20 protein-coding genes and 1 tRNA gene are annotated in these 23,307 nt (G+C 71.8%); 7 read left to right on the top strand and 14 right to left on the bottom strand.

Features of this window, described 5'->3' with window-relative positions; all coding sequences use genetic code 11:
* From ACWEQG_RS19065 to ACWEQG_RS19035, 7 genes are read right to left on the bottom strand one after another with little or no spacing between them, the layout of a single operon-like run.
* Positions 1 to 1,725, bottom strand: coding sequence for a hydantoinase B/oxoprolinase family protein (locus ACWEQG_RS19065; protein ID WP_452286276.1), 1,725 nt, complete (start codon positions 1,723 to 1,725; stop codon positions 1 to 3).
* Positions 1,722 to 3,776 (bottom strand): hydantoinase/oxoprolinase family protein, encoded by a 2,055-nt coding sequence (locus ACWEQG_RS19060; protein WP_452286273.1) that lies wholly within the window; start codon positions 3,774 to 3,776, stop codon positions 1,722 to 1,724. The genes ACWEQG_RS19065 and ACWEQG_RS19060 overlap by 4 nt, the downstream gene beginning before the upstream one ends.
* A complete protein-coding gene (locus tag ACWEQG_RS19055) occupies positions 3,773 to 4,759 on the bottom strand; it encodes a substrate-binding domain-containing protein (protein ID WP_452286271.1) in 987 nt (328 codons plus the stop codon). The genes ACWEQG_RS19060 and ACWEQG_RS19055 overlap by 4 nt, the downstream gene beginning before the upstream one ends.
* A gap of 55 nt (positions 4,760 to 4,814) precedes the next feature.
* Entirely contained in the window at positions 4,815 to 5,882 is a 1,068-nt protein-coding gene (locus ACWEQG_RS19050) for an ABC transporter permease (RefSeq protein WP_452286269.1), read from the bottom strand.
* The gene (locus ACWEQG_RS19045) at positions 5,879 to 6,676 is read right to left on the bottom strand and encodes an ATP-binding cassette domain-containing protein (RefSeq protein WP_363465151.1); all 798 of its coding nucleotides are present in this window, start codon (positions 6,674 to 6,676) and stop codon (positions 5,879 to 5,881) included. Before ACWEQG_RS19045 ends, ACWEQG_RS19050 begins: the two co-directional genes overlap by 4 nt.
* Entirely contained in the window at positions 6,673 to 7,497 is an 825-nt protein-coding gene (locus ACWEQG_RS19040) for a PfkB family carbohydrate kinase (RefSeq protein ID WP_452286267.1), read from the bottom strand. The genes ACWEQG_RS19045 and ACWEQG_RS19040 overlap by 4 nt, the downstream gene beginning before the upstream one ends.
* Position 7,498: 1 nt before the next feature.
* Positions 7,499 to 8,527, bottom strand: coding sequence for an SIS domain-containing protein (locus tag ACWEQG_RS19035; protein WP_452286265.1), 1,029 nt, complete (start codon positions 8,525 to 8,527; stop codon positions 7,499 to 7,501).
* A 249-nt stretch (positions 8,528 to 8,776) separates the two neighbouring features.
* On the opposite strand from ACWEQG_RS19035, the gene ACWEQG_RS19030 reads away from it, so the two are divergent.
* From ACWEQG_RS19030 to ACWEQG_RS19020, 3 genes are all read left to right on the top strand, one after another.
* Positions 8,777 to 10,690: a Xaa-Pro dipeptidyl-peptidase gene (locus ACWEQG_RS19030; RefSeq protein WP_452286263.1), complete on the top strand. Its 1,914-nt coding sequence runs from the start codon at positions 8,777 to 8,779 to the stop codon at positions 10,688 to 10,690.
* A 42-nt stretch (positions 10,691 to 10,732) separates the two neighbouring features.
* A complete protein-coding gene (locus ACWEQG_RS19025; RefSeq protein WP_452286261.1) occupies positions 10,733 to 11,593 on the top strand; it encodes a DUF4429 domain-containing protein in 861 nt (286 codons plus the stop codon).
* Between the two features lie 73 nt (positions 11,594 to 11,666).
* Positions 11,667 to 12,941: an endonuclease Q family protein gene (locus ACWEQG_RS19020; RefSeq protein ID WP_452286259.1), complete on the top strand. Its 1,275-nt coding sequence runs from the start codon at positions 11,667 to 11,669 to the stop codon at positions 12,939 to 12,941.
* Here ACWEQG_RS19020 and ACWEQG_RS19015 read toward each other — a convergent pair.
* Positions 12,928 to 13,848 (bottom strand): oxidoreductase, encoded by a 921-nt coding sequence (locus ACWEQG_RS19015; protein WP_452286257.1) that lies wholly within the window; start codon positions 13,846 to 13,848, stop codon positions 12,928 to 12,930. The two genes, ACWEQG_RS19020 and ACWEQG_RS19015, sit on opposite strands and share 14 nt — an antisense overlap.
* Positions 13,849 to 13,949: 101 nt before the next feature.
* Between ACWEQG_RS19015 and ACWEQG_RS19010 the strand changes: the two genes are divergently transcribed.
* Entirely contained in the window at positions 13,950 to 14,879 is a 930-nt protein-coding gene (locus tag ACWEQG_RS19010; RefSeq protein ID WP_452286255.1) for a helix-turn-helix transcriptional regulator, read from the top strand.
* A 42-nt stretch (positions 14,880 to 14,921) separates the two neighbouring features.
* Here the strand turns inward: ACWEQG_RS19010 and ACWEQG_RS19005 are convergent, their stop codons facing one another.
* The 3 genes from ACWEQG_RS19005 to ACWEQG_RS18995 form a co-directional block, all read right to left on the bottom strand.
* Positions 14,922 to 16,223, bottom strand: a complete 1,302-nt coding sequence (locus ACWEQG_RS19005) for an alpha/beta hydrolase family protein (protein ID WP_452286253.1) — start codon at positions 16,221 to 16,223, stop codon at positions 14,922 to 14,924.
* A gap of 100 nt (positions 16,224 to 16,323) precedes the next feature.
* Positions 16,324 to 16,710, bottom strand: a complete 387-nt coding sequence (locus ACWEQG_RS19000) for a hypothetical protein (RefSeq protein ID WP_452286251.1) — start codon at positions 16,708 to 16,710, stop codon at positions 16,324 to 16,326.
* Positions 16,711 to 16,913: 203 nt separating this feature from the next.
* Positions 16,914 to 16,990 (bottom strand) — tRNA-Lys (locus ACWEQG_RS18995).
* Between the two features lie 89 nt (positions 16,991 to 17,079).
* Between ACWEQG_RS18995 and ACWEQG_RS18990 the strand changes: the two genes are divergently transcribed.
* Both ACWEQG_RS18990 and ACWEQG_RS18985 read left to right on the top strand, forming a co-directional pair.
* Positions 17,080 to 17,928, top strand: a complete 849-nt coding sequence (locus ACWEQG_RS18990) for an AAA family ATPase (protein WP_452286249.1) — start codon at positions 17,080 to 17,082, stop codon at positions 17,926 to 17,928.
* A complete protein-coding gene (locus ACWEQG_RS18985) occupies positions 17,925 to 19,298 on the top strand; it encodes a vWA domain-containing protein (protein ID WP_452286248.1) in 1,374 nt (457 codons plus the stop codon). The genes ACWEQG_RS18990 and ACWEQG_RS18985 overlap by 4 nt, the downstream gene beginning before the upstream one ends.
* 53 nt (positions 19,299 to 19,351) lie before the next feature.
* Here the strand turns inward: ACWEQG_RS18985 and ACWEQG_RS18980 are convergent, their stop codons facing one another.
* The gene (locus tag ACWEQG_RS18980; protein WP_452286246.1) at positions 19,352 to 20,119 is read right to left on the bottom strand and encodes a nuclease-related domain-containing protein; all 768 of its coding nucleotides are present in this window, start codon (positions 20,117 to 20,119) and stop codon (positions 19,352 to 19,354) included.
* A 152-nt stretch (positions 20,120 to 20,271) separates the two neighbouring features.
* Between ACWEQG_RS18980 and ACWEQG_RS18975 the strand changes: the two genes are divergently transcribed.
* Positions 20,272 to 20,919, top strand: coding sequence for a TetR/AcrR family transcriptional regulator (locus ACWEQG_RS18975; RefSeq protein ID WP_452286244.1), 648 nt, complete (start codon positions 20,272 to 20,274; stop codon positions 20,917 to 20,919).
* A gap of 18 nt (positions 20,920 to 20,937) precedes the next feature.
* On the opposite strand, the gene ACWEQG_RS18970 is transcribed toward ACWEQG_RS18975, so the two are convergent.
* Together ACWEQG_RS18970 and ACWEQG_RS18965 are read right to left on the bottom strand one after the other, a co-directional pair.
* The gene (locus ACWEQG_RS18970; protein WP_452286243.1) at positions 20,938 to 22,137 is read right to left on the bottom strand and encodes an acyl-CoA dehydrogenase family protein; all 1,200 of its coding nucleotides are present in this window, start codon (positions 22,135 to 22,137) and stop codon (positions 20,938 to 20,940) included.
* Positions 22,134 to 23,306: an acyl-CoA dehydrogenase family protein gene (locus tag ACWEQG_RS18965; RefSeq protein WP_452286241.1), complete on the bottom strand. Its 1,173-nt coding sequence runs from the start codon at positions 23,304 to 23,306 to the stop codon at positions 22,134 to 22,136. The genes ACWEQG_RS18970 and ACWEQG_RS18965 overlap by 4 nt, the downstream gene beginning before the upstream one ends.
* Between the last annotated feature and the right edge of the window lies 1 nt (position 23,307).

The following is a 23,307-nucleotide window of genomic DNA, read 5'->3' as shown; positions in this document are numbered from 1 at the left end:
TCAGCGATCCGCCGCAGCGAGATTGTAGTGATCCCGCGCGGCGCGGGCGGTGATCCGTCCGGTGCGCAGGTCGGCCTCCACGGCCTCCCTCGGGCGCAGCGCCGGGTCGCCGTATCCGGCTCCGCCGCCGGCGCGCAGGCTCACCACCTCGCCCGGGGCGGCGACGTGCTGCCCCTTCGCCGGGAGCGGGGTCTCCTCGCCGTCCTGCCGGATGAGGACGATCGAGGCGGACGTGCCGGGCAGGCCGCCGTCGAGCCCCTGGGGAGCGTGACCGGGGTTGCTCTGCTCGGCCTCGGAGAGGAACTGCATGGGTTCGTCGGAGATGTTCCGGTAGTCGGCGCGGATGCCCAGGCCGCCCCGCGTGCGTCCCGCACCGCCGCTGTCGGGCACCAGCTCGTAGCGCTCGACACGCAACCGGTAGCTCGACTCGATGATCTCCGCCGGAATGATCGCGCAGTTGGCCATGTGGACGTCGACCGCGTCGGCGCCGTCGTGCGCCGCGGTGGCGCCCGCGCCGCCGGCGACGTTGGCGAGCAGCACGACGCCGTCCCCGGTCTTCGGCGAGGCCGACTCGCAGATCAGCACCGGCCAGCCCACGAACCATTCGGACGACGCGCGGTGCGGCGCCGCCGGGGCGAGCGCCCGGGTCATGACGGACGCCAGCCGCTGGGAGGCCAGGTGCCGGTCGCCGACCGCGGCGGGGAAGATCGGGTTGACCGCCGAGCCCTCGGGGGCGTGGATGGTCACCGGCTCCATCGACCCCTCGTTGAACGGCACGTCGCCGGGCAGCAGGCACTTGATCGCGTAGTGCACGACCGACCGCGTCGTGGACGTGGGGATGTTCATGCCGCCGGGCATCTGCGGGTCGCAGCCGGAGAAGTCGACGTGCGCGCCGTCGCCCTCGATGGTGACCGTGACGGCGAGGCGGACCGCCGCGCCGGGGTTGATCCCGTCGTCGTCCAGCCACCCCTCGGCCTGGTACGTCCCGTCGGGCAGCGCCGCCAGCTCGGCCCGGGTGCGCTCGGCCGTGTAGCCGATCAGGTCGTCGATCGCCGTCACCAGCGTGTCGGTGCCGTACCGCTCCGCGAGCCGGGCGAAGCGGCGCGCGCCCGAGCGGGCGGAGGCGACCTGGGCGCGCAGGTCGCCGTGGTTCTGCTTGGGGTGGCGGGTGTTGGCCGTGATGATGTCGCGGACGTTCGGCTCGGGGACGCCGCGCACCTCCAGCTTCACCGCCGGCAGCATGACGCCCTCGTAGAACGCGCTGCGGCTGGTGGCGGCCGCCGTGCCGGGCACGACCCCGCCCCAGTCGGCGTGGTGCGCGATGGCGCCGGTGAAGCCGATCAGCCGCTCGTCCTCGTCGAAGACCGGGACGAACAGGTTGAGGTCGTTGGTCTGGCAGGCCCCCAGGTAGGGGTGGTTGCTGAGGAAGACGTCACCGGGGTGGATGTCGTCGCCCCACTTGTCGAGGCAGGCCCGCAGCGCGGGGGACATCGAGGCGAGCAGCGTCGGGATGTCCAGCGCGGCGGCGAGCAGCCGGCCGGACCGGTCGAAGACCGCGCAGCTGTAGTCGCGCATGTCCTTGACCACCACGCTGAGCGCGGTGCGGCGCAGCGCGGTGCCCATCTCCTCCGCGATGGTCTCCAGGGCGTGCCGGATCACCTCGGTGGTGATCGGGTCGGTTCGTCTCGTGCCGGAGTTCATGCCGGGGTTCATGCCGGGGCTCATGCGGAGGTTCCCTTCACAGTCAGGACGAGGTTGCCGTCGCCGTCCACCCGCACCCGCGCGCCGGGCGGCACGACCGTGGTCGCCTCGCGCTCCTCGATGATCGCCGGACCGCTGAACGCCGCGCCGGGCGCGAGGTCCGCCCGCTCGTACACGTCGGTGTCGACCCAGCCGGTCCCGCGGAAGCAGACCCGCCGTACGGAGGCCGGGGTGGGAGTGGAGGACCCCGCCTCCGCGGTGGGGGCGGCCGTACGCGGCAGCACGCCGTGCACCTCGACGCCGACGGCGACGAGCTCGACGCGGGCCTCCTTGTCGCTGTGCCCGAACTCGAACTCGTGCTGGGCGTGGAAGCGGTCGAGCGCCTCGGCCAGGCTCTGCTCGTCCACCGGGCCCGGCCGCAGCAGGACCTCCACGTCGTTGTCCTGCCAGGCGTAGCGGAAGCGGGCCAGCCGGTTCTCGACGCGGCCCGTGGTGAGCGACTCCACTCGGGACAGGCGGCCGCGGGCCCGGTCGAGCAGGCCGGTGAACAGCTCCTCGATCCGCCCCGGGGTCAGCGTGTCCACGGGGGCGTCCACGGTCAGCGAGAAGTCGTACTTCAGATCGGAGGTGGCCAGGCCGAGCGCCGAGAACGTGCCGGGGTGGCGCGGCACCAGGACGGTCCTGATGTCGACCATCTCGGCGACCGACAGGGCGTGCATCGGACCGGCCCCGCCGAAGGGCAGCAGCACGAAGTCGCGCGGGTCGTAGCCTCGGTTGACGCTGACCACCCGGACACCCCGGGCCATGATGGCGTCGGCGACGTCGAGGATGCCCAGCGCGGCCTCCTCCAGGCCGATCCCGAGCGGCTCGGCGACGTGCGTCGCGACCGCCCGCCTGGCGGCCTCCACGTCGAGGGTCATCTCCCCGCCGAGGAAGCGCCCGGGGTCGACCCGGCCGAGCACGACCTGTGCGTCGGTCGTCGTGGGCCGGGTGCCGCCGCGCCCGTAGCAGGCGGGGCCGGGGACGGCGCCCGCGCTCTCCGGTCCCACGCGCAGCAGCCCGGCGGCGTCCACCCGGGCCAGCGATCCGCCGCCGGACCCGATGGTGTGGATGTCGAACTGGGCGACCTGCAGGGGCCGCCCCTCGAACTGCGACGACCGGTCCAGGCGCGGCCGGCCCTCGAAGATGAGGCAGATGTCGGTGGACGTGCCGCCCATGTCGAAGGTGATCTGGTTCGCGTACGCCGGGTTCTCCGCCACCCGGGCGGCGGCGAGCACCCCCGCCGCGGGACCGGACAGCACCATCTTGTGCGCGGCGGCCGAGGCCTCCGTCGCCGACATGACGCCGCCCGAGGACTGCATCACGAAGAACGGGCAGGTGACCTTCTCCCGCTCCAGGCCGTCCTCGACCGCCGACAGGTAGCGCGCCACCAGCGGCTGCAGCGCGGCGCTGATCGCGGTGGTCGACGTCCGGGGGTATTCCTTGATCTCCGGCGCGACCTCGGAGGAGACGGCCACGTGCAGGCCGGGCACGGCGGCGGCGAGCCGCTCGGCCAGCCGGCGCTCGTGCTCGGGGTTGCGGAAGGAGAACAGCAGCGTGACCGCGCACGCCTCGGCACCGCTCGCCGCGACCTGGGCCACGACGCGGTCGATCTCCTCGTCGGTGAGCGGCGTGACGACCTCGCCGAGCCGGTCGACCCGCTCGTCGATCTCGAAGACCATCTCGCGCGGGATCACCGGCTCCGGCTTGACGACTCCGAGGTCGAACAGCGCGGGGCGCAGCTGCGTACCGATCTCCAGGACGTCCCGGAAGCCGCGGGTCACGATCAGCGCGGTGGGCGGGAGCTTGAACTCCAGGAGGGCGTTGGTGGCGACGGTGGACCCGTGCGCGAACATCCGCAGCGCGCCGGTGTCGACGCCACGCGTGCCGCGCGCGGCGCGGACGCCGTCGAGCACGCCGCCCGCCTGGTTCTCCGGAGTGCTGGGGACCTTCTCGACGAGGACGCGTCCGTCGTCGCCGATGACCACGACGTCGGTGAAGGTCCCGCCGACGTCGATTCCGAGGCGTTGACTCACTGCTTTCCTGCCTTGTAGAAGTACGCGCTGACGGCCGGGTCGTTCATGTTCTCCTTGGTCGCGACGACCGCGTCGAGGCTGACCGACTGCGGCTTGGTCCCGTCCTTGAGGTAGGCGGCCAGGTCGGAGACCGCCCTGACGCCCATCTCGCCGGGCTTCTGGATGATCAGTGCGGAGACCAGACCGCGCTTGAGCAGGCTCACCTCGTCGGGCGAGGCGTCGAAGCCGACGATCTTGACCTGGTCGCTCTTGCCCGCGGCCTGTACGGCCTGGGCGGCGCCGAGGGTGGGGTTGGTCCAGTTGGTGAAGATGCCGGCGAGGTCGGGGTACCGCTTGAGCACCGCGCTGACGGTGCCGGCGATGGTGGTGAGGTCGGTGGCGTCGTAGCGCTCGGCGACGTACTCGAGGCCGGTCTGCTTCAGCCCCTCCTGCCAGCCCTTGAGGCGGGCGTCGGTGCTGGAGGTGCCCGGGGTGTAGCCCTCGAAGGCGACCTTGCCCTTGCCGCCGAGCAGCTTGTCCATCGTCTCGGCGGCCAGGCGGCCGGCGGCCTCGCCGTCGGAGGTGACGGTGGCGAGACGCGCCGACTGGTCGGCGACGTCGGCGTCCACCGTGATGATCGGGATGCCCTGCGCCATGACCTGCTTCATCGGCGCGATCATCGCCTTGGCGTCCAGGGCGGACATGATGATCCCGTCCGGCTTGCGGGCGGCCACGGACTGCAGGAGCTGGGTCTGCGAGGCCACGTCGAGGGTGGACGGCGCCTGCCAGCTGAAGTCGAAGCCCTGCTTCTTCGCCTCGGCCTCGGCTCCGGCGACCAGCGTGAGGTAGTAGGGGTCGAACTGGTCGTTCAGCAGCATGACGATCTTCTTGCCCGCGGCGCTCTTGCCGCCGCCGGCGTCGTCGGCGGACGAGGAGGTGCCGCAACCGGCGAGCAGGCCGACCGCCAGGGCGCTCGCGGCCAGGACGGGGATGGTTCGCTTCATCGGGTTCCTTCGGGTGTGGAGCGAGGGCGAGGGCTGTGGAGCGAGGAGGGGAAGGTCATGTGCGTTCCTGGGCGCGGATCTTGACCTGGTCCACGTAGACGGCCACGAGCAGGACGACGCCGACGGCGACGTTCTGCCAGAACGGCTGGACGTCCATGATCACGAAGCCGCTCTGCAGGACCGCCGGGATGAGCGCGCCCACCACGGTCCCGGAGATGCGGCCCCGTCCCCCGAACAGGCTCGTCCCGCCGATGACGACGGCGGCGATGGCCGACAGCGCGTCCCCGGAGTGACTGGTGATCGACGCCGTGCCGAAGCGCGCGACGTCGAGGACGGCCACGATGCCGCACAGGGCGCCGGTGCCGACGTAGAGCAGGATCATGTGCCGCTTGACGTTCACGCCCGAGCGCCGGGCCGCCTCCAGGTTGGCGCCCATCGCGTACGTGTGCAGGCCGAAGCGGGTCTTCGACAGCACGACCCAGAAGACCGCGGTGACCACGGCCGCGATCACGATGGACCACGGGATGACCCCGAACAGCTTGCCCAGACCGAACGACGACTGGAAGGGCAGCGGCACGTTCTGCACGTTCTGGCCGTTGGTCCAGACGCTCGCCAGGCCGAGCACGATGCCGCCGGTCGCGAGCGTGGCGATGAACGGGGGGATGCGCAGCTTGACGGCGAGCACCCCGTTGACGGCCCCCCAGCCGACGCCGACGAGCAGGCCGCAGACGATGGCCACGGTGATCGCGATGCCGAGGTTGGGGTAGTGGAAGTCGGCCGCCTGCGCCGCCGTCCCGGCGAGCGCCCCCATCACCTTCGCCACGACGACGGCGGAGAAGATCGTGATCGAGCCGATGGACAGGTCGAGCCCGCCGGCGATGAGCAGGAACGTGATGCCGCACGAGAGGATGAGCAGCTGCGACGCCGTGAGCAGGATGGACTCGGCGTTGCTGAGCGACAGGAACGTCCCCGCCGGGGTGACGATCGAGAAGACCGCCACGATGGCGATCAGCAGGAGCAGGATGGTCGCGTCGGACAGCCGCTGGGTGCGCGGCAGGGCCCTCCTGCGCGCCCTGGTCGGCGGCGTGGCCGGCGGCTTGGTCGGGGAAGCGAGGTCGGTCATCGGGGTTCTGCCGCCCTTTCCTCGGTCGGGCTGAGCGTGTCGGCGCCCGTCATCGCCCTGATCAGGTCGGTCGAGGTGACGTCGGACATGGGCGCGGTCAGGACTCGCCTGCCGAGCCGCAGGACCGTGCAGCGGTCCGCGACGCGGAAGACGTCGGGCAGGTTGTGGGAGATGAGCAGCACCGGCAGGCCCTTCTCGTCCCGGATCCGCCGGATGAGTTCGAGGACCGATTCGGTCTGCGCCACGCCGAGCGCCGCGGTCGGCTCGTCCATCATGATCAGGGCCGAGCCCCACATCGCCGCCCTGGCGACCGCGACGGCCTGCTTCTGCCCGCCCGACATGGAGCCGACCTCGGCGCCCAGGTCCTGGATCTTCGAGTTGAGCCGGCGCAGGTGCGTGGCGGCCTCGGCCCGCATGGTCTTGCGGTCGACGAACCCCAGCCGGCCCAGCAGCCCGGGGCGGGCGGGCTCGCGCCCGAGGAAGAGGTTGGCGTCCGGCGGCAGCGTCGGCGCGAGCGCCAGGTCCTGGTAGACCGTCTCGATGCCGGCCGCCTGGGCGTCCCTCGGCCCGGTGAACCGGTGCGGCACGCCGTTGATCTCGACGGTGCCCTCGTCGGGCGTCACCGCTCCCGCGAGCACCTTCACCAGCGTCGACTTGCCGGCGCCGTTGTCGCCGAGCAGGGCGTGGATCTCCCCGGGCGCGATGTCCAGGTCGACGCCGCGCAGCGCCTCGACGTGGCCGTACCGCTTGCGCACGCCGCGTACCCGCACAGCGAGGTCGGCGCTGTCCTTCATGAGGTCTCCTCCGGTGGGTAGAGGGCGTCGATATCGGCGGGGTAGCCGTAACCGCCGTGGTGGCGGCAGACGGAGGCGGCGTAGGCCGCGGCCCGCGCCATGGCGACCTCGGCCGGGGCCACGGGCAGCGCGACCAGCAGCTGCGCCGCGAAGGCGTCGCCGGCGCCGAGCGTGTCCACCGCCTCGGTGGGAACCGCCGGCTGCCACACTGTACGGTCCGCCGAGGTCAGCAACGCACCCTGATCTCCGCAGGTCACGACCACGACGCGGGGTCCGAGAGCGAGGACGGACGCGGCGAACCCGGCGCACTCGCGCCGGTCGAGCCGGGCCCGGGAGAAGAAGGCGATGGCGACCGAGGGCAGCAGGTCCCGCGCGTACTCCATGTCCTTGTACGAGAAGTCGAAGGAGACCTCGGTGACGCGGGCGATGTCGGGCAGCTGGTCCTCGACCAGGCTGGTGTGTCCCGTGTGGACGAGGTCGAACGACGCCAGATAGTCCACGTCCGCCGGGCTCAGCCGGAGGTCCTCCGTGGGCGGGACGTAGTCGACGAAGGTCCGGTTCCCGTCGGCGTCGAGCTTGACGTCGGCCCGGGGGGTGGGGTGACCCCCGTACCGGGACCAGCGGGCCTCGACGCCCTCGGCGGCCAGGCTGTGCCGTACGAGGTCGCCCGCGGGGTCGGACCCGATCGAGCCGACGTAGGCGGCCTCCGCGCCGAGGCGCCGGGCGTGGACCGCGACGTTGCAGGCGCTGCCGCCGGGGAAGACGAGGCCTAGGTCGAGATATCTGTCGACGACGTTGTCGCCGACGCCGCACAGCCGCATCTCAGTACGCCATCTTGTGCATGTAGCGCCGCTCGTCGAGTGAGTGGCCGGTGACGGACTCGTAGTGGTCGGCGAGCCGGGTGGCGAGGTTGGCCAGCACCGGGGCCGACAGCTCGGGCCGCGCCGCGGCGGGCACGCCGGGCAGTTCGAGGGCGGCCGAGTCGAGCGTGTAGACCCGGGAGGTCACCTTGGGGGCGAAGGCGGCGACCCGGTCGGCCATCGCCTGGGTGCGGTCCTCGCCACGCAGGAGGATGAGCGGCGCGTCGCCCACCACCATCTCGAACGCGCCGTGGAAGAAGTCGCCGGACGCCACGCAGACCGACTTCTTCCACTGCATCTCCATCAGGTAGCAGACCGAGAGCAGGAAGGCGACGCCGTACGCGTTGCCGCCGCCGACCACGAAGGTCAGGTCGGCGTCGGCGGTCTCCCGCGCGATCGTCGCCGACAGTTCCTCGTGCGCCTCGGTGGCGACGGCGAGCGCGTCGGGCAGCGCCTCGTAGCCCCGCCGGAGGGTCTCGTAGTCGAGGTCGGCGCCGTCGACCCGCAGCAGCTCATGCACGAGCTGTCCCAGCAGGACGTGCTTGGCCGCCGTGATCGTCTTCTCACTGTGGTAGGTGAACGCGGCGTCCCCCAGCTCGCCGAGCGGGTTGTCGTCGTCGGTCGCCACCGCCACGACGTACGCGCCCGCCTCCTTGGCCAGGCGCGCCGCGGCCACCGTCTCGGGGGTCGCACCGGAGTGGGAGGAGGCCACCACCAGCGAGCGCTCCGACAGCCGGGGCGAGGGGGACGCCAGGAACTCGGCGGCGTTGATGTTGTGGCTGACCAGCCCGGTCGCCGAGGCGGACAGGGTGGCGTGCGCCGGCACCGAGGAGGCCCAGGAACCGCCGCAGCCGAGGAAGAACACGTCCGTCACTCCGGCGGAGGCCGCCTGCGCCGCCACCTTCGCGGCGACGCCGCGCTGGTCGACCGCTCCCCCGATGACCTCCCTGAGCTGGGGGTCGATGGGCCGCAGGCCGGTTTTCGAAGTCATTGGCACTCCGCATGTAGAACGTTCTCACTGACCGGCGAGCGAACGCGTAGAACGTTCTCACCGGGATGATGAGAAGGTTCTCAACCCTGCCGGGGAGCAGTCAAGAGGCAACGGGGATTTTGACTCAGCCGACCGACTTCTTGTCACGCGGCAGGACCAAGGTGATGTCGATCACATTAAGGAATCTTGCCGACATACCGACCCGCATGGAGATTTACGGGGACTTCCGCACCCCTCAGGAGGCTCTCCGTGCTGTTACGAGCAGCCCTCGCCGCCGTCGCCGTGACCGCGATCGGCGTGGTACCGGCCCACGCGGCCACCGGCCCGGCGATCACCGTCGCAAAGGGACGGACCCAGCCGGTCTTCTCCTACGCCGACGCGATCCGCGAGCACGTCTACGTCGAGTCGAGCGTCGACAGCGACTCCGACGGCCGCCTCGACCGGGTCAGGGTGGACATCATCAGGCCCAGGGAGTCGGGGCCCGGGCTCACGGTGCCGTCGATCATCGACGAGAGCCCCTACTACGACAACTCCGGGCGTGGCAACGAGTCCGAGCGCAAGGTCTACGACGCGGCCGGCGAGCTCGCCAAGTTCCCGCTGTTCTACGACAACTACTTCGTGCCGCGCGGGTACGCCGTCCTCAACGTCGACATGGCCGGCACCACCAAGTCCGACGGCTGCCCCGACGTGGGCGGCAGGGCCGACGTGCTTGGCGGCAAGGCGGTCGTCGACTGGCTGAACGGCCGCGCCCCCGCCTACCACGACGACGGCACCCCGGCGGTGGCCGACTGGAGCACCGGCAAGGCCGGCATGATCGGCAAGTCGTACGACGGCACGCTGGCCAACGCGGTCGCGGCGACCGGGGTCGAGGGCCTGGAGACGATCGTCCCGATCTCCGCCATCAGCTCCTGGTACAAGTACCAGCGGTCCAACGGCGTCGTCTACAACTACAACTACATGTCGTACCTGTCCCGGGCCGTCGACACCGACCCGGCCGCCAAGTGCGCGGCCGTACGGGCCCGGCTGGACGCCGACGCAGACGACGCGACGGGGGACTACAACGACTTCTGGGCCGAGCGCGACTACGTCGCCGGATCGCTCGGCGACGCCTCGAAGGTGCGCGCCAGCGTCTTCGTCGTGCACACGGTCAACGACCTGAACGTCAAGCCCGACAACTTCTCGGTGTGGTGGCAGGCGCTCGCCGACCGGAACGTGCCGCGCAAGATCTGGGTCGGCCAGTATCAGCACGTGGACCCCTTCGACTTCGAGGGGCGCCGCGGCCTGTGGGTCGACACGCTGCACCGCTGGTTCGACCGCTGGCTGCTCGGCGTGGACAACGGGATCATGCGGGAGCCGCGGGCCGACGTGCAGATCGGCCCGGCCGAGTGGGTCACGCAGCGCGACTGGCCCGCGCCGCTCGCCCGGAAGGTGCCCCTCCGGCCGTCCGCCGACGGCTCGCTCGGCCTGCTCCCCGCCAGGAAGGGGGAGACGGCCGCCTTCACCGACACCCGCCAGTCGGAGGACGCGATGGTCGCCGACGTCGGCACGGCGGCGCCGGGCAGGGTCGCCTTCACCACCGGCGCGCTGCCGTTGGACCTGCGCATGTCCGGCACGCCCGAGGTGGACCTGCGGATCTCCCTCGACAGGCCTGCCGCGAACCTGACCGCGCTCCTGGTCGACTTCGGCGAGGACACCCGGGTCGACTGGCGTCTCGGGCAGGGCATCACCACCCTCGCCGAGGAGGACTGCCACGGCGACGGCACCACCGCCGACGACGCCTGTTACAGGAAGGTCGCCACCAACCTGGCCACCAGGCCCCTGGAGGTCGTGGCCCGCGGTTGGATCGACACGCAGAACCGCGATTCGCTCACCGAGTCGTCCCCGCTGACCCCCGGAACGTACGCACAGGTGAAGTGGAAGACCCTGCCGCAGGAGTACACGTTCAAGAAGGGCCACAGGATCGGCCTGGTGATCGCCGGGACCGACTCCACCTACAGCCGTGAGCAGGCCACCGGCGCCAACGTCACCGTCGACCTCAGGAAGAGCAGCGTCTCGCTCCCGCTGGATCCGGCCGGCGCGCTGACCGGCCTGCCGAAGGGCCGTGGGAACTGGCACGGCCCGAAGCAGGTGCGGCTGCCGGTGCCGGAGATCAAGCTCTACTGATCCCCCGGCCGCCCTCGGGCGCCTTCGTCGTAGTGTGATCGCATGACCGAGATCGTCGTGGAGGACGGCGCCTGGACGGTCGATGTCGAGGCGGTACGGATCACCCCCGGCAGCGGCCGCGACGTCCACGAGGTACGCAAGGCCCTCGGAGACCTGGTCGTGCCGTTGGAGGCCGTGGCGGGCGCCGTGTTCGAGCCCTCCCGCAAAGGCGGGCACCTGCGGCTGCGGCTGCGCCCCGGCGCCGACCCGCTGACCGAGGTCGGCGCCGGGCTGCTGGCCGCCCCCGCCGACCCCTACCGGCTGGCCGTCCCCAAGGAGCGCAAGGCGGCGGCGGAGTACATGGCCGGCGAGATCCGCGATCTGGTGCAGCTGGCCCAGGTGCCGGAGGAGCCCTGTCCCGATTTCCTGCTGCCCGGCCCGGCCGTGCCGATCAGCGCCACGGCCGGTGACGGCACCGTGAGCTTCGACGGCGTCCGGGTCCGCCTGGAGTGGACGGGATTCGCGAAGACGACCAAGCAGGCGGCCGGCGCGCAGGAGTTCCGGCTGTCGGATCTGACCGGCGTCGAGTGGAAGCCGCAGGCGGGCCTGGCCTACGGGAGCCTGCGTTTCCACGTGCGCGGCGAAGGGCCGACCGGGCGGCCGGAGGAGGACCGGCGCTGCCTGTCCTGGGGGGTGCAGCGCTTCGGCGGGACGAGCGTCCTCGTCGCGGCCGCCGTGCTGGCGCGGCTGGCCCGCCACGCGCCGGAACCGCCCGCCGCCCTGCCGCCCCCCGCCGCGGACGGGCGTGACCTGCTGATCCGGCGGCTCGCCGACCTGGGCGAACTGCACCGGAGCGGAGTGCTGACCGACGAGGAGTTCAGCACGGCGAAGAAGGCGCTGCTGGACCGCATCGCCGAACTGTAGAGGGGCGGGCGTTTCGATCTCTTCTGATCGGCAAGCTGGTGGATCCGGGATCACGCCGACGGGAGAGGTCACCGTGCGTTTCCACGCCGACCTGCACATGCACTCCAGGTACGCGTACGCGTGCAGCAAGAACAGCGACCTGGAGCAGCTGACCTGGTGGGCCCGCCGCAAGGGCGTCACGCTCATGGGCACGGGCGACTTCACCCACCCGGCCTGGCTGGAGCGGCTGCGCACGGCTCTCGTGCCGGCCGAGCCGGGGCTGTTCCGGCTGCGCGACGACCTCGACCGCGAGGTCGCCGCGACGCTGCCGGACAGCGTGGCGGACGCCCCCGTGCGGTACATGCTTTCGGTGGAGATCTCCACCGTCTACTCCCAGGGCGGTCGCTCCCGGAAGATCCACCACCTCGTCTACCTGCCCGGATTCGACCAGGTCGAGGAGTTCAACCGCGGCCTGGCCAAGATCGCCGATCTCGGTGTGGACGGCCGGCCCACCGTACGCATGAGCAGCCGGGAGCTGCTCGAGGCCGTCCTGTCCTGCGGCGAGGGCGCCTACCTGGTGCCGGCGCACGTCTGGACGCCGTGGTTCGGCGTGCTCGGTTCGAAATCGGGGTTCGACAGCCTGGAGGAGTGCTTCGGCGACCTCACCGGACACGTCTTCGCGCTGGAGACCGGGCTGTCCGCCGACCCCGCGATGATGTGGCAGGTCTCCGGCCTCGACGGATATCGGCTGGTCAGCTACTCGGACGCCCACTCGCCGCCCATCGTCGGCCGCGAGACCACGGTCTTCGAGACCGATCTGGACTACTTCGCGATCGAGCGCGTCCTGCGCACCGGCGCCGGTCTGCGCGGCACGACCGAGTTCTTCCCCGAGGCGGGCAAATACCACGTCGACGGCCACCGCAAGTGCGGCGTGCGCCTCGACCCGGAGGAGACCCGCAAGCTCGGCGGCCTGTGCCCGGTGTGCGGCGGGAAACTCACGGTCGGCGTGCTCAGCAGGGTCGAGGATCTGGCCGACCGCCCCGCCGGCAGGACCCCGCCCGGCGCGGCGGGCTTCCGCAACCTCGTCCCGCTCCCGGATCTCGTGGCCGAGATCCTGGGGGTGGGCCCGAAGAGCAAGAAGGTGAGCGCCGAGACCGACAGGCTCGTGGCCGCGCTCGGGCCGGAGCTCGCGATCCTCGGCGACCTCCCGCTCGGCGACATCGCCGCCCAATCGCCGCCGCTCGCCGAGGCGATCGGCCGCCTGCGCAACGGCGAGGTGACCAAGGACCCCGGCTACGACGGCGAGTTCGGCCTGATCCGCACCCTCGGCCCAGTGGCTTCTTCCTCGGGCCGGGTCAGAGGTAGGTGACGCCGGTCAGGGCCTCGGCCGCGGTCCACAGGCGGCGCCCGACGCTCGGGTCGGCCGCCTCCGCGCTGGGGCGGACCTCCACGACCCGGCCGCGCGTCTCGAAGAGGCCGGACGGTCCGAAGAACTGACCGCCGCGCACGCCGGGCGCGGTCGCGGCGAAGAGCTGGGGCAGCGCCCCCCGCTCGGCCGGCTGCGTCACCAGCAGCCCGCCGCGGGCGAAGATCCGCCCCATCCGGCCGCGGTGCTCCCAGGCCCGGGGGGTGAGGTTGCTCCTGGACAGCCCGGGGTGGGCGAGGGCGCTGACGACCGGTGCGCCCGCGGCGCGCAGGCGGCGGTCGAGTTCGAGACCGAAGACGGTGGTGGCGAGCTTGGAGCGGCCGTACGCGCGACTGGCGTTGAAGTCGCGCCGCGACATCAGGTCGTCGAAGTCGAGGTGGGCGTTCTTGTGGGTGATCGAGCTGAGGCTGACCACCCGCGCGGCGTCCGCCCTGCCGAGGCTGTCGAGCAGCAGGCCGGTGAGGGCGAAGTGGCCGAGCATGTTGGTGCCGAACTGGAGCTCGAACCCGTCGGCCGTCGTGCGGGCGGGGCCGAGGATGACCACGCCGGCGTTGTTGACCAGCAGGTCGACCGCCGGGAAGTCGGCGATCAGCTCCTTGGCGAACGCGTGCACCGACGCGAGCGAGGCCAGGTCGAGCTTCCGCACCTCGATCTCGGCCCGTCGCGCCGAACGCCGGATCGCCTCGGCCTCCCGCTCGCCGGCGGCGATGTCGCGTACGGCCATCACCACGTGTGCGCCATGCCGGGCGAGCTCGGTCGCGGTGACCAGCCCGAGCCCGGAGTTCGCGCCGGTGACGACGGCGACCCGGCCGTGCTGATCGGGGATGTGACTGGCGTTCCATTCGGTCATGGCGACGACGCTAGGACGGGGTCGCCGGGATTCGGTCGTACGCGTTTGCCTGGGAACGCCAGACCTACCTTCGGCGCGGGCCGCACCGGCAGACTGGGGTCATGGCTGTCGACCACCCGTACGCCCGTGAGCTCGGCGATTTCCTGCGTGCCCGGCGCGCCCGGCTGCGCCCGCGGGACGTCGGCCTGGAGCCGGGGCCCCGGCGCAAGGTGGCCGGTCTGCGGCGCGAGGAGGTCGCGCTGCTGGCCGGGCTGAGCACCGATTACTACCAGCGCATGGAGCAGGGCCGTGAGGTGCGGCCCTCCGACCAGGTGCTCGACGCCCTCGCCTCCGCGCTCGACCTCGACGACGAGGAACGGCGGCATCTGTTCACCCTCGCCCGGGCGGCACGACGACCGGCGGCCGTCCGTACGCGCCGCGCCCCGGAGCGCGTGCCGGACAGCACCCGGCGCCTGCTGCACGTGATGAACACGCCCGCGGTCGTGCTCGGCCGGCACCTCGACGTGCTCGCGTGGAACGCCCTCGCCGAGGCGCTGCTCGGCGATCCGGACACCCTGCCGCCGGGGCGGCGGAACATGCTCATGCTGCTGTTCGAGGATCCCGGGAGCCGTTCGCGCTGCCCCGACTGGGAGACCACCGCCCTGCAGTACATCGGCATGTTGCGGGCCGCCGTCGCGACCGATCCCACCCATCCGCGCGCCACGACGATCATCGGCGAGCTGAGCATCCGCAGCGCGGACTTCCGCCGGCTCTGGGCCCGGCACGACGTGCGTGAGACGGTCCACGGGACGAAGCTGTTCCGGCATCCCCAGGTGGGCGAGATCACCCTCGACTGGGACGTCTATCCCCTGCCCGGCAATCCCGGGCCGGTCCTGCTCGTCCACACGGCCGAGCCCGGCAGCGCGGACGCCGAACGCCTCCAGCTGCTCGCGTCCCTGCACGCCACCAGGGAAACGGGGAAAGCCCGGACCGAACGGCCCGGGCTGCCCGAAGTGGTGCGCCGCCGGGGACTCGAACCCCGGACCCGCTGATCAAGAGTCTTTCAGCCCCCGTAACCCAGCCGTCGAACCTCTCTATCCGCAGGTCTTCGTTCCCGGCGAGCAGAACGCGACCTCGGGGTAGCGCACCGACGGCCTGTCCAGCAGGGGCTGTGGCTTATCGCCCAGGTGCAGGTCGAGGAAAGCTCGGACGTACCTGCGGGTGATGTCCACGGAGCGGCTTCCGGGAAGCCCACTGCCGAGGTCGACGCCGATCTGCTGGGCCAGCAGATCGTAGTCGCTGAAGGACGGGTGTACCGCTCCGGCCACCACGAGCCAGCGCCTCCACCCGGTGAGGTGTTCCCAGTCGCGGTCCCATGTGGCGTCCATGCCGCCCGGGCTGTGCGAAGGCTGGCCCAAGAGCAGGAACGGGCGTGCCACCCCGCTCGCGGGGATGGGGGCGAACATGAGGCCGTCCATGTTGATACCGCCGCGTACCCGGGAGTCCCTCAGCATCGTCCCGGCGACGCTCGCGCCTCCAAGGGAGGTGCCCGCCATCGCGATCCGGGACGCGTCGATCAGCGAGGCACCCGTCCACCTGGAGTGCGGACCGGTGAGCTGATCGATCACGAAGGAGACGTCGACCGCCCGGTTCTCCACCGCCTTCTCACCGAAGTCGTCGACGCCTTCGAGTTCGCATGCGGCGCAGGTGGTCAGCCGCCCGTCGGGGAAAGTGGTGGCGAAGGTCTCGTACGTGTGGTCGATGCCGGCCACCACGTAGCCTCTGCTCGCCAGTTCCTCGGCCAAGGCGGTGAGCGAGCTTCGGGGGTCGGTGAAGCCGGGAGAGAGCACGACAAGGGGCAGACTGTGTCCACGTCCCGCCGGTTCGGCGCCGCTGAACGCGTGGGTCCGCGTTCTGCTCAGCACGTCGAACGGCACGCCCGTCACCCCCTTGCCCTTCAGGATGAGCTCCGACTCCTTGGGCGTCACATAGGGCGCACGCCGGCCGTCACGGGACTTCGCCGGATACCACAGGGAGACCATGAGCTCTCTCGACTCGGCCTCGGGGACCCAGGGGTCAGGGCGCGAGGTGTCCTCCAGACGCAGGGACGTCGTGCCGACCGGATGGGGACCGGTCGGCTCGGGCAGAGACGGCGTGCCGCTCGTCGTGGCCGAAGAACCGACGGAGGCGTACGCGGAAGAGGCGGACGCCGGCGTCCGGGAGGCGGAGACCGTCAGGGTGAGCAGTCCTGCGACCACGACCAGGCCGGCCCGCAGGATCGGAGTCCGGAACGCCGGCTTTCCGCTGCTCCGACGGCCGGTCAGAGCCGGACGTGCCTCGTCATGTCTGGTGGGGCCCTCGGCTCTCAGCGCCGCCTGCGGATCTTTGGATGGCATGGCCTGATCCTGCGAGGCCAGGGCCTGGCACGGTATCAGCCGAAAGTGCGATCGGCGCCGTTCTGGTAGCACTTAAGGCCGGTTCAGGCCCTTCCCGGCGTCAGGCGGCTGCGACCAGCACGGCGACGACCAGCACCAGCAGGAGCGCCACCCCGACGCCCGCGATCACCAGGGACGTGATCGCACAGCCCATTCCGTTCCACGGCTGAGGGGCGGGGCCGAGGGCGCCTCTGGAGTAGGTCCACATGGGAGCGCGGTATTCGAGTTCGAGCGCCATCCCGGGCTGGAGCCAGATCGTCAGATCCGCCGGGCCGATCCGCGCGGGGAGGAGATAGGGCAGGTGGACGTGGAGATGGTACTGGCCGGGAGGAAGCGGGATCGTGTTGCGTCCCCACCGGCCCAGCATCTGACGGCCGTTGATGACGATCTTCGGCGTGATCATGGCCAGCATGAAGCTCAGCCAGTGCCGCTTCACGTCGATGGTCACCTGCGCCCCCGGAGGAGCGGGTGGGGGCGGCTGGCTCCATGGGGTGGGGGGCACCGGCGGATGCATGGCGCCCATGCTACTGCCGTCCTGATCTTCCGGGATCTGTCCGGACACCCCTGACGCCATGGCGGGCACGGGGCATCGCGAGGCGATCACCGAATGAAAAACCCCAGGCCGGTGATACCGGCCTGGGGTTTCAAAATTGGTGCGCCGCCAGGGACTCGAACCCCGGACCCGCTGATTAAGAGTCAGCTGCTCTAACCAACTGAGCTAGCGGCGCAGAGCTCTTAGAGGTTATCGCACACGTCAGAGCGGTCAAAATCGGGCTAGAGTAGAACATCATTCGGTTATCGGCGGTTTGGAGCGCACATGTGGTTCGCCTCGCCTGACGAGGTCCGCGGGCGGCTGACGGCCGTCGACTACCTTGCCGACGACGGCATCGCGACATCGGTGTTCCTGGCCGGGGCGCTGGGCAAGCCGCTGCTGGCGGAGGGGCCCGCGGGGGTGGGCAAGACCCAGCTCGCCAAGGCCGTCGCCGCGGCCACCGGCGCCCGGCTCATCCGCCTGCAGTGCTACGAGGGCCTGGACGAGGCGCGAGCGCTGTACGAGTGGAACTACAAGAAGCAGCTGCTGCGCATCCAGGCCGACGACGGCGCCTGGGACGACATCTTCTCCGAGGAGTTCCTGCTGGAGCGTCCCCTCCTGAAGGCGATCAGGAGCGAGGAGCCCACCGTGCTGCTCATCGACGAGACCGACAAGGCCGACGTCGAGGTCGAGGGTCTGCTGCTGGAGATCCTGTCCGACTACCAGATCACGATTCCCGAGCTGGGCACGATCACCGCCGCGCGCCGGCCGTACGTCGTGCTGACCTCGAACGCGACCCGCGAGCTGTCGGAGGCGCTCAAGCGGCGCTGTCTGTACCTCCACCTCGGCTACCCCACTCCGGAGCGGGAGCGCGACATCCTGCTCGCGCAGGTGCCCGGGCTGCCCGCGGGCATCGCCGAGCAGCTCGCCCGTACGGTGGCCACGCTGCGCGGGCTGGAGCTGAAGAAGTCGCCGTCGATCGCCGAGACCGTCGACTGGGCGCACACCCTGCTCGCGCTGGGCCGTACGGAGCTGGACGAGGCGCTGATCGGCGAGACGCTGGGCGTGGTGCTCAAGCACAACTCCGACCAGGTGCGGGCCGCCAAGGAGCTCGGCCTGCCGACGCGGTCATGACTCCCCCGGCGTCTCTCGTGGACCGGCACGTGGGGTTCGTCCACGCCCTGCGGGCGGCCGGGCTGCCGGTCTCCCCCGCCGAGGGACTGGACGCGGCCCACGCGCTCATGGTCGTCGACCTGGCCGACCGGGAGACACTGCGCGAGGCGTACGCCGCGACGCTGGTGAAGCGGCCCGCCCACCGGCCGGGCTTCGACACGCTCTTCGACCTGTGGTTCCCGCCGGTGATCAGCGCCGCCGACGGCACCGCCGTCGGCGAGCAAGCCGCGGACGCCGAGCAGCCCGAGTTGCCCGAGCTGCGGGAGCGGCTGGCGGAGCTGCTGATGGGCGATCCGGCCGATCCCGCGTTCCGGGAGTTCGCCCGGGCCATGGTCGGGAGATTCGGGCAGGTCCAGGCGGCCCCCGGCAGGCAGTCGTGGTTCTCCTTCCCCGTGCTGCGCGCGCTGTCGCCGGAGACGCTGGTGGCCCGGATGCTCACCGCCATGCTCGACGAGCGCGGCGGCCTGCCGGAGAAGGTCGCCAGGCGGCACATCGCACGGACCACGGAGGCGTTCACCGAGGCCGTCGCCACCGACGTACGCCGCAGGATCGCCGAGGAGTCGGGGATCGAGAAGATCGCCAGGTCGGCGGTCCGGCCGCCGATCGACCAGGTCGACTTCCTGCGCGCGACCAAGGACGAGCTGGCCCGGCTCCGCCGGGAGGTCCATCCCCTGGCCCGCCGCCTGGCCACCCGGCTGGCGATCCGGCACAGGCGCGGGCGGCGCGGGCGGCTCGACTTCCGGCGCACCGTGCGGGCGTCGCTGTCCACGGGCGGCGTGCCGCTCACCACCCATCTGCGCCCGCCCCGCCCGCACCGGCCCGAGCTGGTGGTGCTGTGCGACGCCAGCGACTCGGTCTCCACGTTCTCGCACTTCACGCTGTTGCTGACGTTCGCGCTGCGGGAGCAGTTCACCAAGGTCCGGGCGTTCGCGTTCGTGGACACCGTGGACGAGATCACCCGCCTGTTCGCCCCGGGCGCGGACGTGCTGGACGCCATCGGCCGCCTGACGGAGGAGGCCGACATCGTCAGGTTCGGCCGCACCGACTACGGCCACGTCTTCGAGCGCTTCGCCGAACGGTTCCCGGACGCGGTGGGCCCCCGGACGTCGCTGCTGATCCTGGGCGACGCCCGGTCCAACTACCAGGCCCCGGCGCTGGGCACGCTGAAACGGCTGGCCGGGCAGGCCAGGCACGCCTACTGGCTCAACCCCGAGCCCCGGGCCCAGTGGGACACCGGGGACTCGCTCGCCACGTCGTACGGCTCGGTCGTCCCCATGCACGAGTGCCGCAACGTCGCCCAGCTCGCCGCGTTCGTCGAGACCCTGGCCTGAATCGAGACCCTTCGCCCGACCCGATTCCGGCCCGCGTCCGCGTCCGCGTGCTCTCAGCTCATGCGGCGCAGGATGCGGGCCGCCGTACGGGCCAGCAGCTCGATCTCGTCCTCGGTGAACTTCGGGGAGCCGTGGGTGCGGATCCAGCGGGCGATCCTTCGCGGGTAGGCGACCGTCAGCCCCTCGCCGTACAGCACGCCGCCCCTGGCCTTGATCTTCCCGCCGTGCACGGCGAGCACCGGATTGATCGAGATCTGGATGCCGGTCTCCTTGGTCAGCAGCGCGGCCATCGACCCGGCGGCCGAGATCAGGCCCTTGGCGACCGAGGTGCCGAACTTCTCGTCGAAGAACAACCGCTCGCCGTACCGCGCGATCAGGGTGTCGGGCGACCACGCCTCGTTGTCCACGATCCAGACGCCGCCCGGCCCGATGACGAGGTGGTCGATCGACGCCTCGCCGGGCACGGCCCGGCCGTTCATCACGCGGTAGCCGTGCCGGCGCAGCCCGAGACGCAGCAGCCGCCCGGTGCGCACCTCGCCGCGGCGCTTGCCTCGCCACACGGCCGTCCGCTCGTGCAGGCGCCAGGCGACGAACAGGTCGGTGCCGCCCGCGAGGACGGCCAGCCCGAGGCCGGCGGCGATCATGTTCAGCCCCAGCCGCGGGCCCACCAGGGTGCCGACGACGAACCCCGCGAAGGCGATGGCGGCCCGTATCCGGATGCGGTTCTTGCGGCCGGCGTACCAGAACGTCTCGTACAGGTTCTGCGGCGATGCGCCGGTGAACTTCTCGTCCCTCGGGACGTAAATGGACCCATTGGGCACGCGAACCCCCCACACTAGGCATGCGGCTTACTCCGGGATACCCGACCGGGAATCCCAACCCTCCTAAGGTGAGGGAAGTAGCGCAGTTACGCCAGTGCCGACACTTGACCGACCAGTCGGTATGCTTGATTCGAGAGACGAAGGAGGTCGGCATGGCCCGCCGCGCAGCTGGAGAGCGCCGCGTAACCGGGGATCTCGCGAACGGGGAGCGCCCCGCCGGCGGGTCCCTGGAGGAGCCGGTGCGGCAGCGCCTGCTCGCCGAGGCCACCCGCCTGTTCGCCGAGCGGGGCTTCGAGAGCACGTCGGTGCAGGAGATCGTGGCGGCGGCCGGCGTCACCAAGGGCGCCATGTACCACTACTTCGATTCCAAGGACGACCTGCTCCACGAGATCTACGCCCGGGTGCTGCGCCTGCAGATGGAGCGCCTCAACCGGTTCGCCGACGCGGAGGGCCCGGTGGCCGAGCGCCTGCACGCGGCGGCGACGGACGTGGTGGTGACCACGGTCGACAACCTGGACGACTCCAAGATCTTCTTCAGGTCCATGCACCAGCTCGCGCCGGAGACGTACAAGAGCGTGCGGGCCGAGCGGCGCCGCTACCACGAGCGGTTCCGCGACCTCGTCGTCGAGGGGCAGCGCGACGGCGTCTTCCGCGGCGACATCCCCGCCGAGATGGTGGTGGACTTCTTCTTCGGCTCGGTCCACCACCTCGGCACCTGGTATCACCCCGACGGCCCGTTGACCGGGCAGGAGGTCGGCCGCCACTTCGCCGACCTCCTGCTCAACGCGCTGCGGCCCTGATCAGGCCGGAAACACCGCTCACGCGGGCGCCGGGAGGTCCGCCGGGCCCGCCAGCGCATCGCGGTGGTCGCCCGGCGTGCCCAGCGCGATCTGGTCGGCCTTGGCCCGCTTGAGATACAGGTGGGCGGGGTGCTCCCAGGTCATCCCGATGCCGCCGTGGAGCTGCACGCACTCCTCGGCCGCGTGCACGGCCACCGCTCCGCAGTGGGCCTGCGCCACCGCGACCGCCACGGCCGCGTCGTCGCCCAGCGGTCCCCCGGCGGGCGCCTCCGCCAGCCGGGCGGCCGCGTCGCGGGCCGCGGCCCTTGCCCCCACGACCTCCAGCCACAGGTCGGCCAGCCGGTGCTTGACCGCCTGGAACGACCCCACCGGCCGGGCGAACTGCCTGCGCTCCTTCACGTACGCGACCGTCGTGGTGAGACACCACTCGGCCACGCCGAGCTGTTCGGAGGCGAGCAGCCCGGCGCCGCGCACCAGTGCCTCCCACACCCAGGGCGCCTCCATGCCGTCGGTCGTGGCGACGACGCGGGCGGCCGCCGAGTCGAACGACACGGTCGCGACCGGCCGGGTCAGGTCGAGCGAGGTGACCGGCGTCACCCGCACCGCCTCTCCGGCGGCCGGCGACGTCTCCACCGCGCACAGGCCGGTGCCCTGCTTCGTGGACCGCGCGAGCCGTACCGGCACGAGCAGGACGTCGGCGGCCTCCGCGCCGATCACCCCGGTCACGGTCCCGCTCACCGTGCCGTCCTCGCCGAGCGTCGCCACCGGACCCGGCGGCGCGTACGGCGAGGCGGCGAACGACACCGCGAGCGCGGCCGTCGCCTCCCCCGCGGCCAGCCGTCCCAGCAGCTCCGCCGCGGCGTCTCCGCGCGCCTTCTGCCCGGCGGCCGTCAGCAGGGCCTGGGTGGCCAGGACGGCGCTGCTCAGGAACGGCACGGGAGCTACGGCCCGGCCCAGCTCCTCCAGCACGACGGCGGCCTCGCGGGCCGACGCGCCGCCTTCACGGGAGGCGGCGCCGCCGAGCTCCTCGGGGATCAGCAGCCCGGCCACGCCGATGTCTCGGGCCAGCGCCTTCCACAGCTCCGCGTCGTACGGCGTGCCCGACTCCGCCGTACGGGAGGCACGGTCGAGCAGGGCGGACGGGGAGCACTTGTCGGCGAGCAGGGCGCGCACGGCGGCCCGCAGCTCCTCCTCCACCTCCGTGTACAGCAGCGTCATCGGGGGAGGTCCTTCCAGGCGACGTCCTTGTCGGCGCGCGGCTCGGCGGGCAGGCCGAGGACGCGTTCGGCGATGATGTTGCGCAGGATCTCGGAGGTGCCCCCCTCGATCGAGTTGCCCTTGGCGCGCAGGTAGCGGTAGCCCGCCTCGCGGCCGATGAAGTCGACCGTGTCGGGCCGGCGGAACGTCCAGTCGTCGTAGGCCAGGCCGTCCTCGCGGAGCAGTTCCACCTCCAGGCCCGACAGCTCCTGGTGCAGCCGGGCGAAGGCCAGCTTCATGCCCGACCCCTCCGGCCCGGGATGCCCGGCGGCGAGCTGCTCGCGCAGCCGTACGGCGGTCAGCCGCATGACCTCCGAGTCCACCCACAGCTTGAGCAGCCGCTGGTGCAGGTCGTGGGTGCGCAGCTCGGGCCGGGAACGCCAGGTCTCGGCGACTACGCCCATCATCGTGCGACGGCTCGGCGTGCCGCCGATGGCGACCCGCTCGTTCATGAGCGTGGTCTGCGCGACCCGCCAGCCGTCGCCCACCTCGCCCAGCCGCAGGGAGTCGGGCAGCCGCACCCCGGTGAGGAAGACCTCGTTGAACTCGGCCTCTCCGGTGATCTGACGCAGCGGGCGCACCTCGACGCCGGGCGCGTGCATGTCGCACACGAAGTAGGTCAGCCCGCGGTGCTTGGGCACGTCCGGGTCGGTGCGGGCCACGAGGATGGCCCAGCGCGCGGTGTGCGCGCTCGACGTCCACACCTTCTGACCGTCCACCACCCACTCGTCGCCCTCGCGTACGGCGCGGGTGGCCAGCGTGGCGAGGTCGGAGCCGGCGCCGGGCTCACTGAACAGCTGGCACCACACCTCCTCGCCCGTCCACAACGGCCGCAGAAAGCGCCTCTTCTGCTCCTCGGTGCCGAAGGCGAGGATCGTGGGGGCCGCCATGCCGAGGCCGATGCCGATCCGGCCCGGCTGGTTGTCGGGCGTGCCCTTGAGCTCCCGGTCGGCCACGGCCTGCAGCCCGCGGGGCGCGCCGAGCCCGCCGAGGCCCTCGGGGAAGTGCACCCACGCCAGCCCGGCGTCGAACCGGGCGCGCAGGAACTCCAGGCGGTCCATGCCCGCCGGGTCGTGCTCCGCGAGGAAGGCCCTGGCCCGCTCGGCGACCGACGCCTCATCCCATGTCACC

The organism is Microbispora sp. NPDC004025 (assembly GCF_053604425.1).
This window is presented reverse-complemented; position numbering and strand designations above follow the sequence as displayed.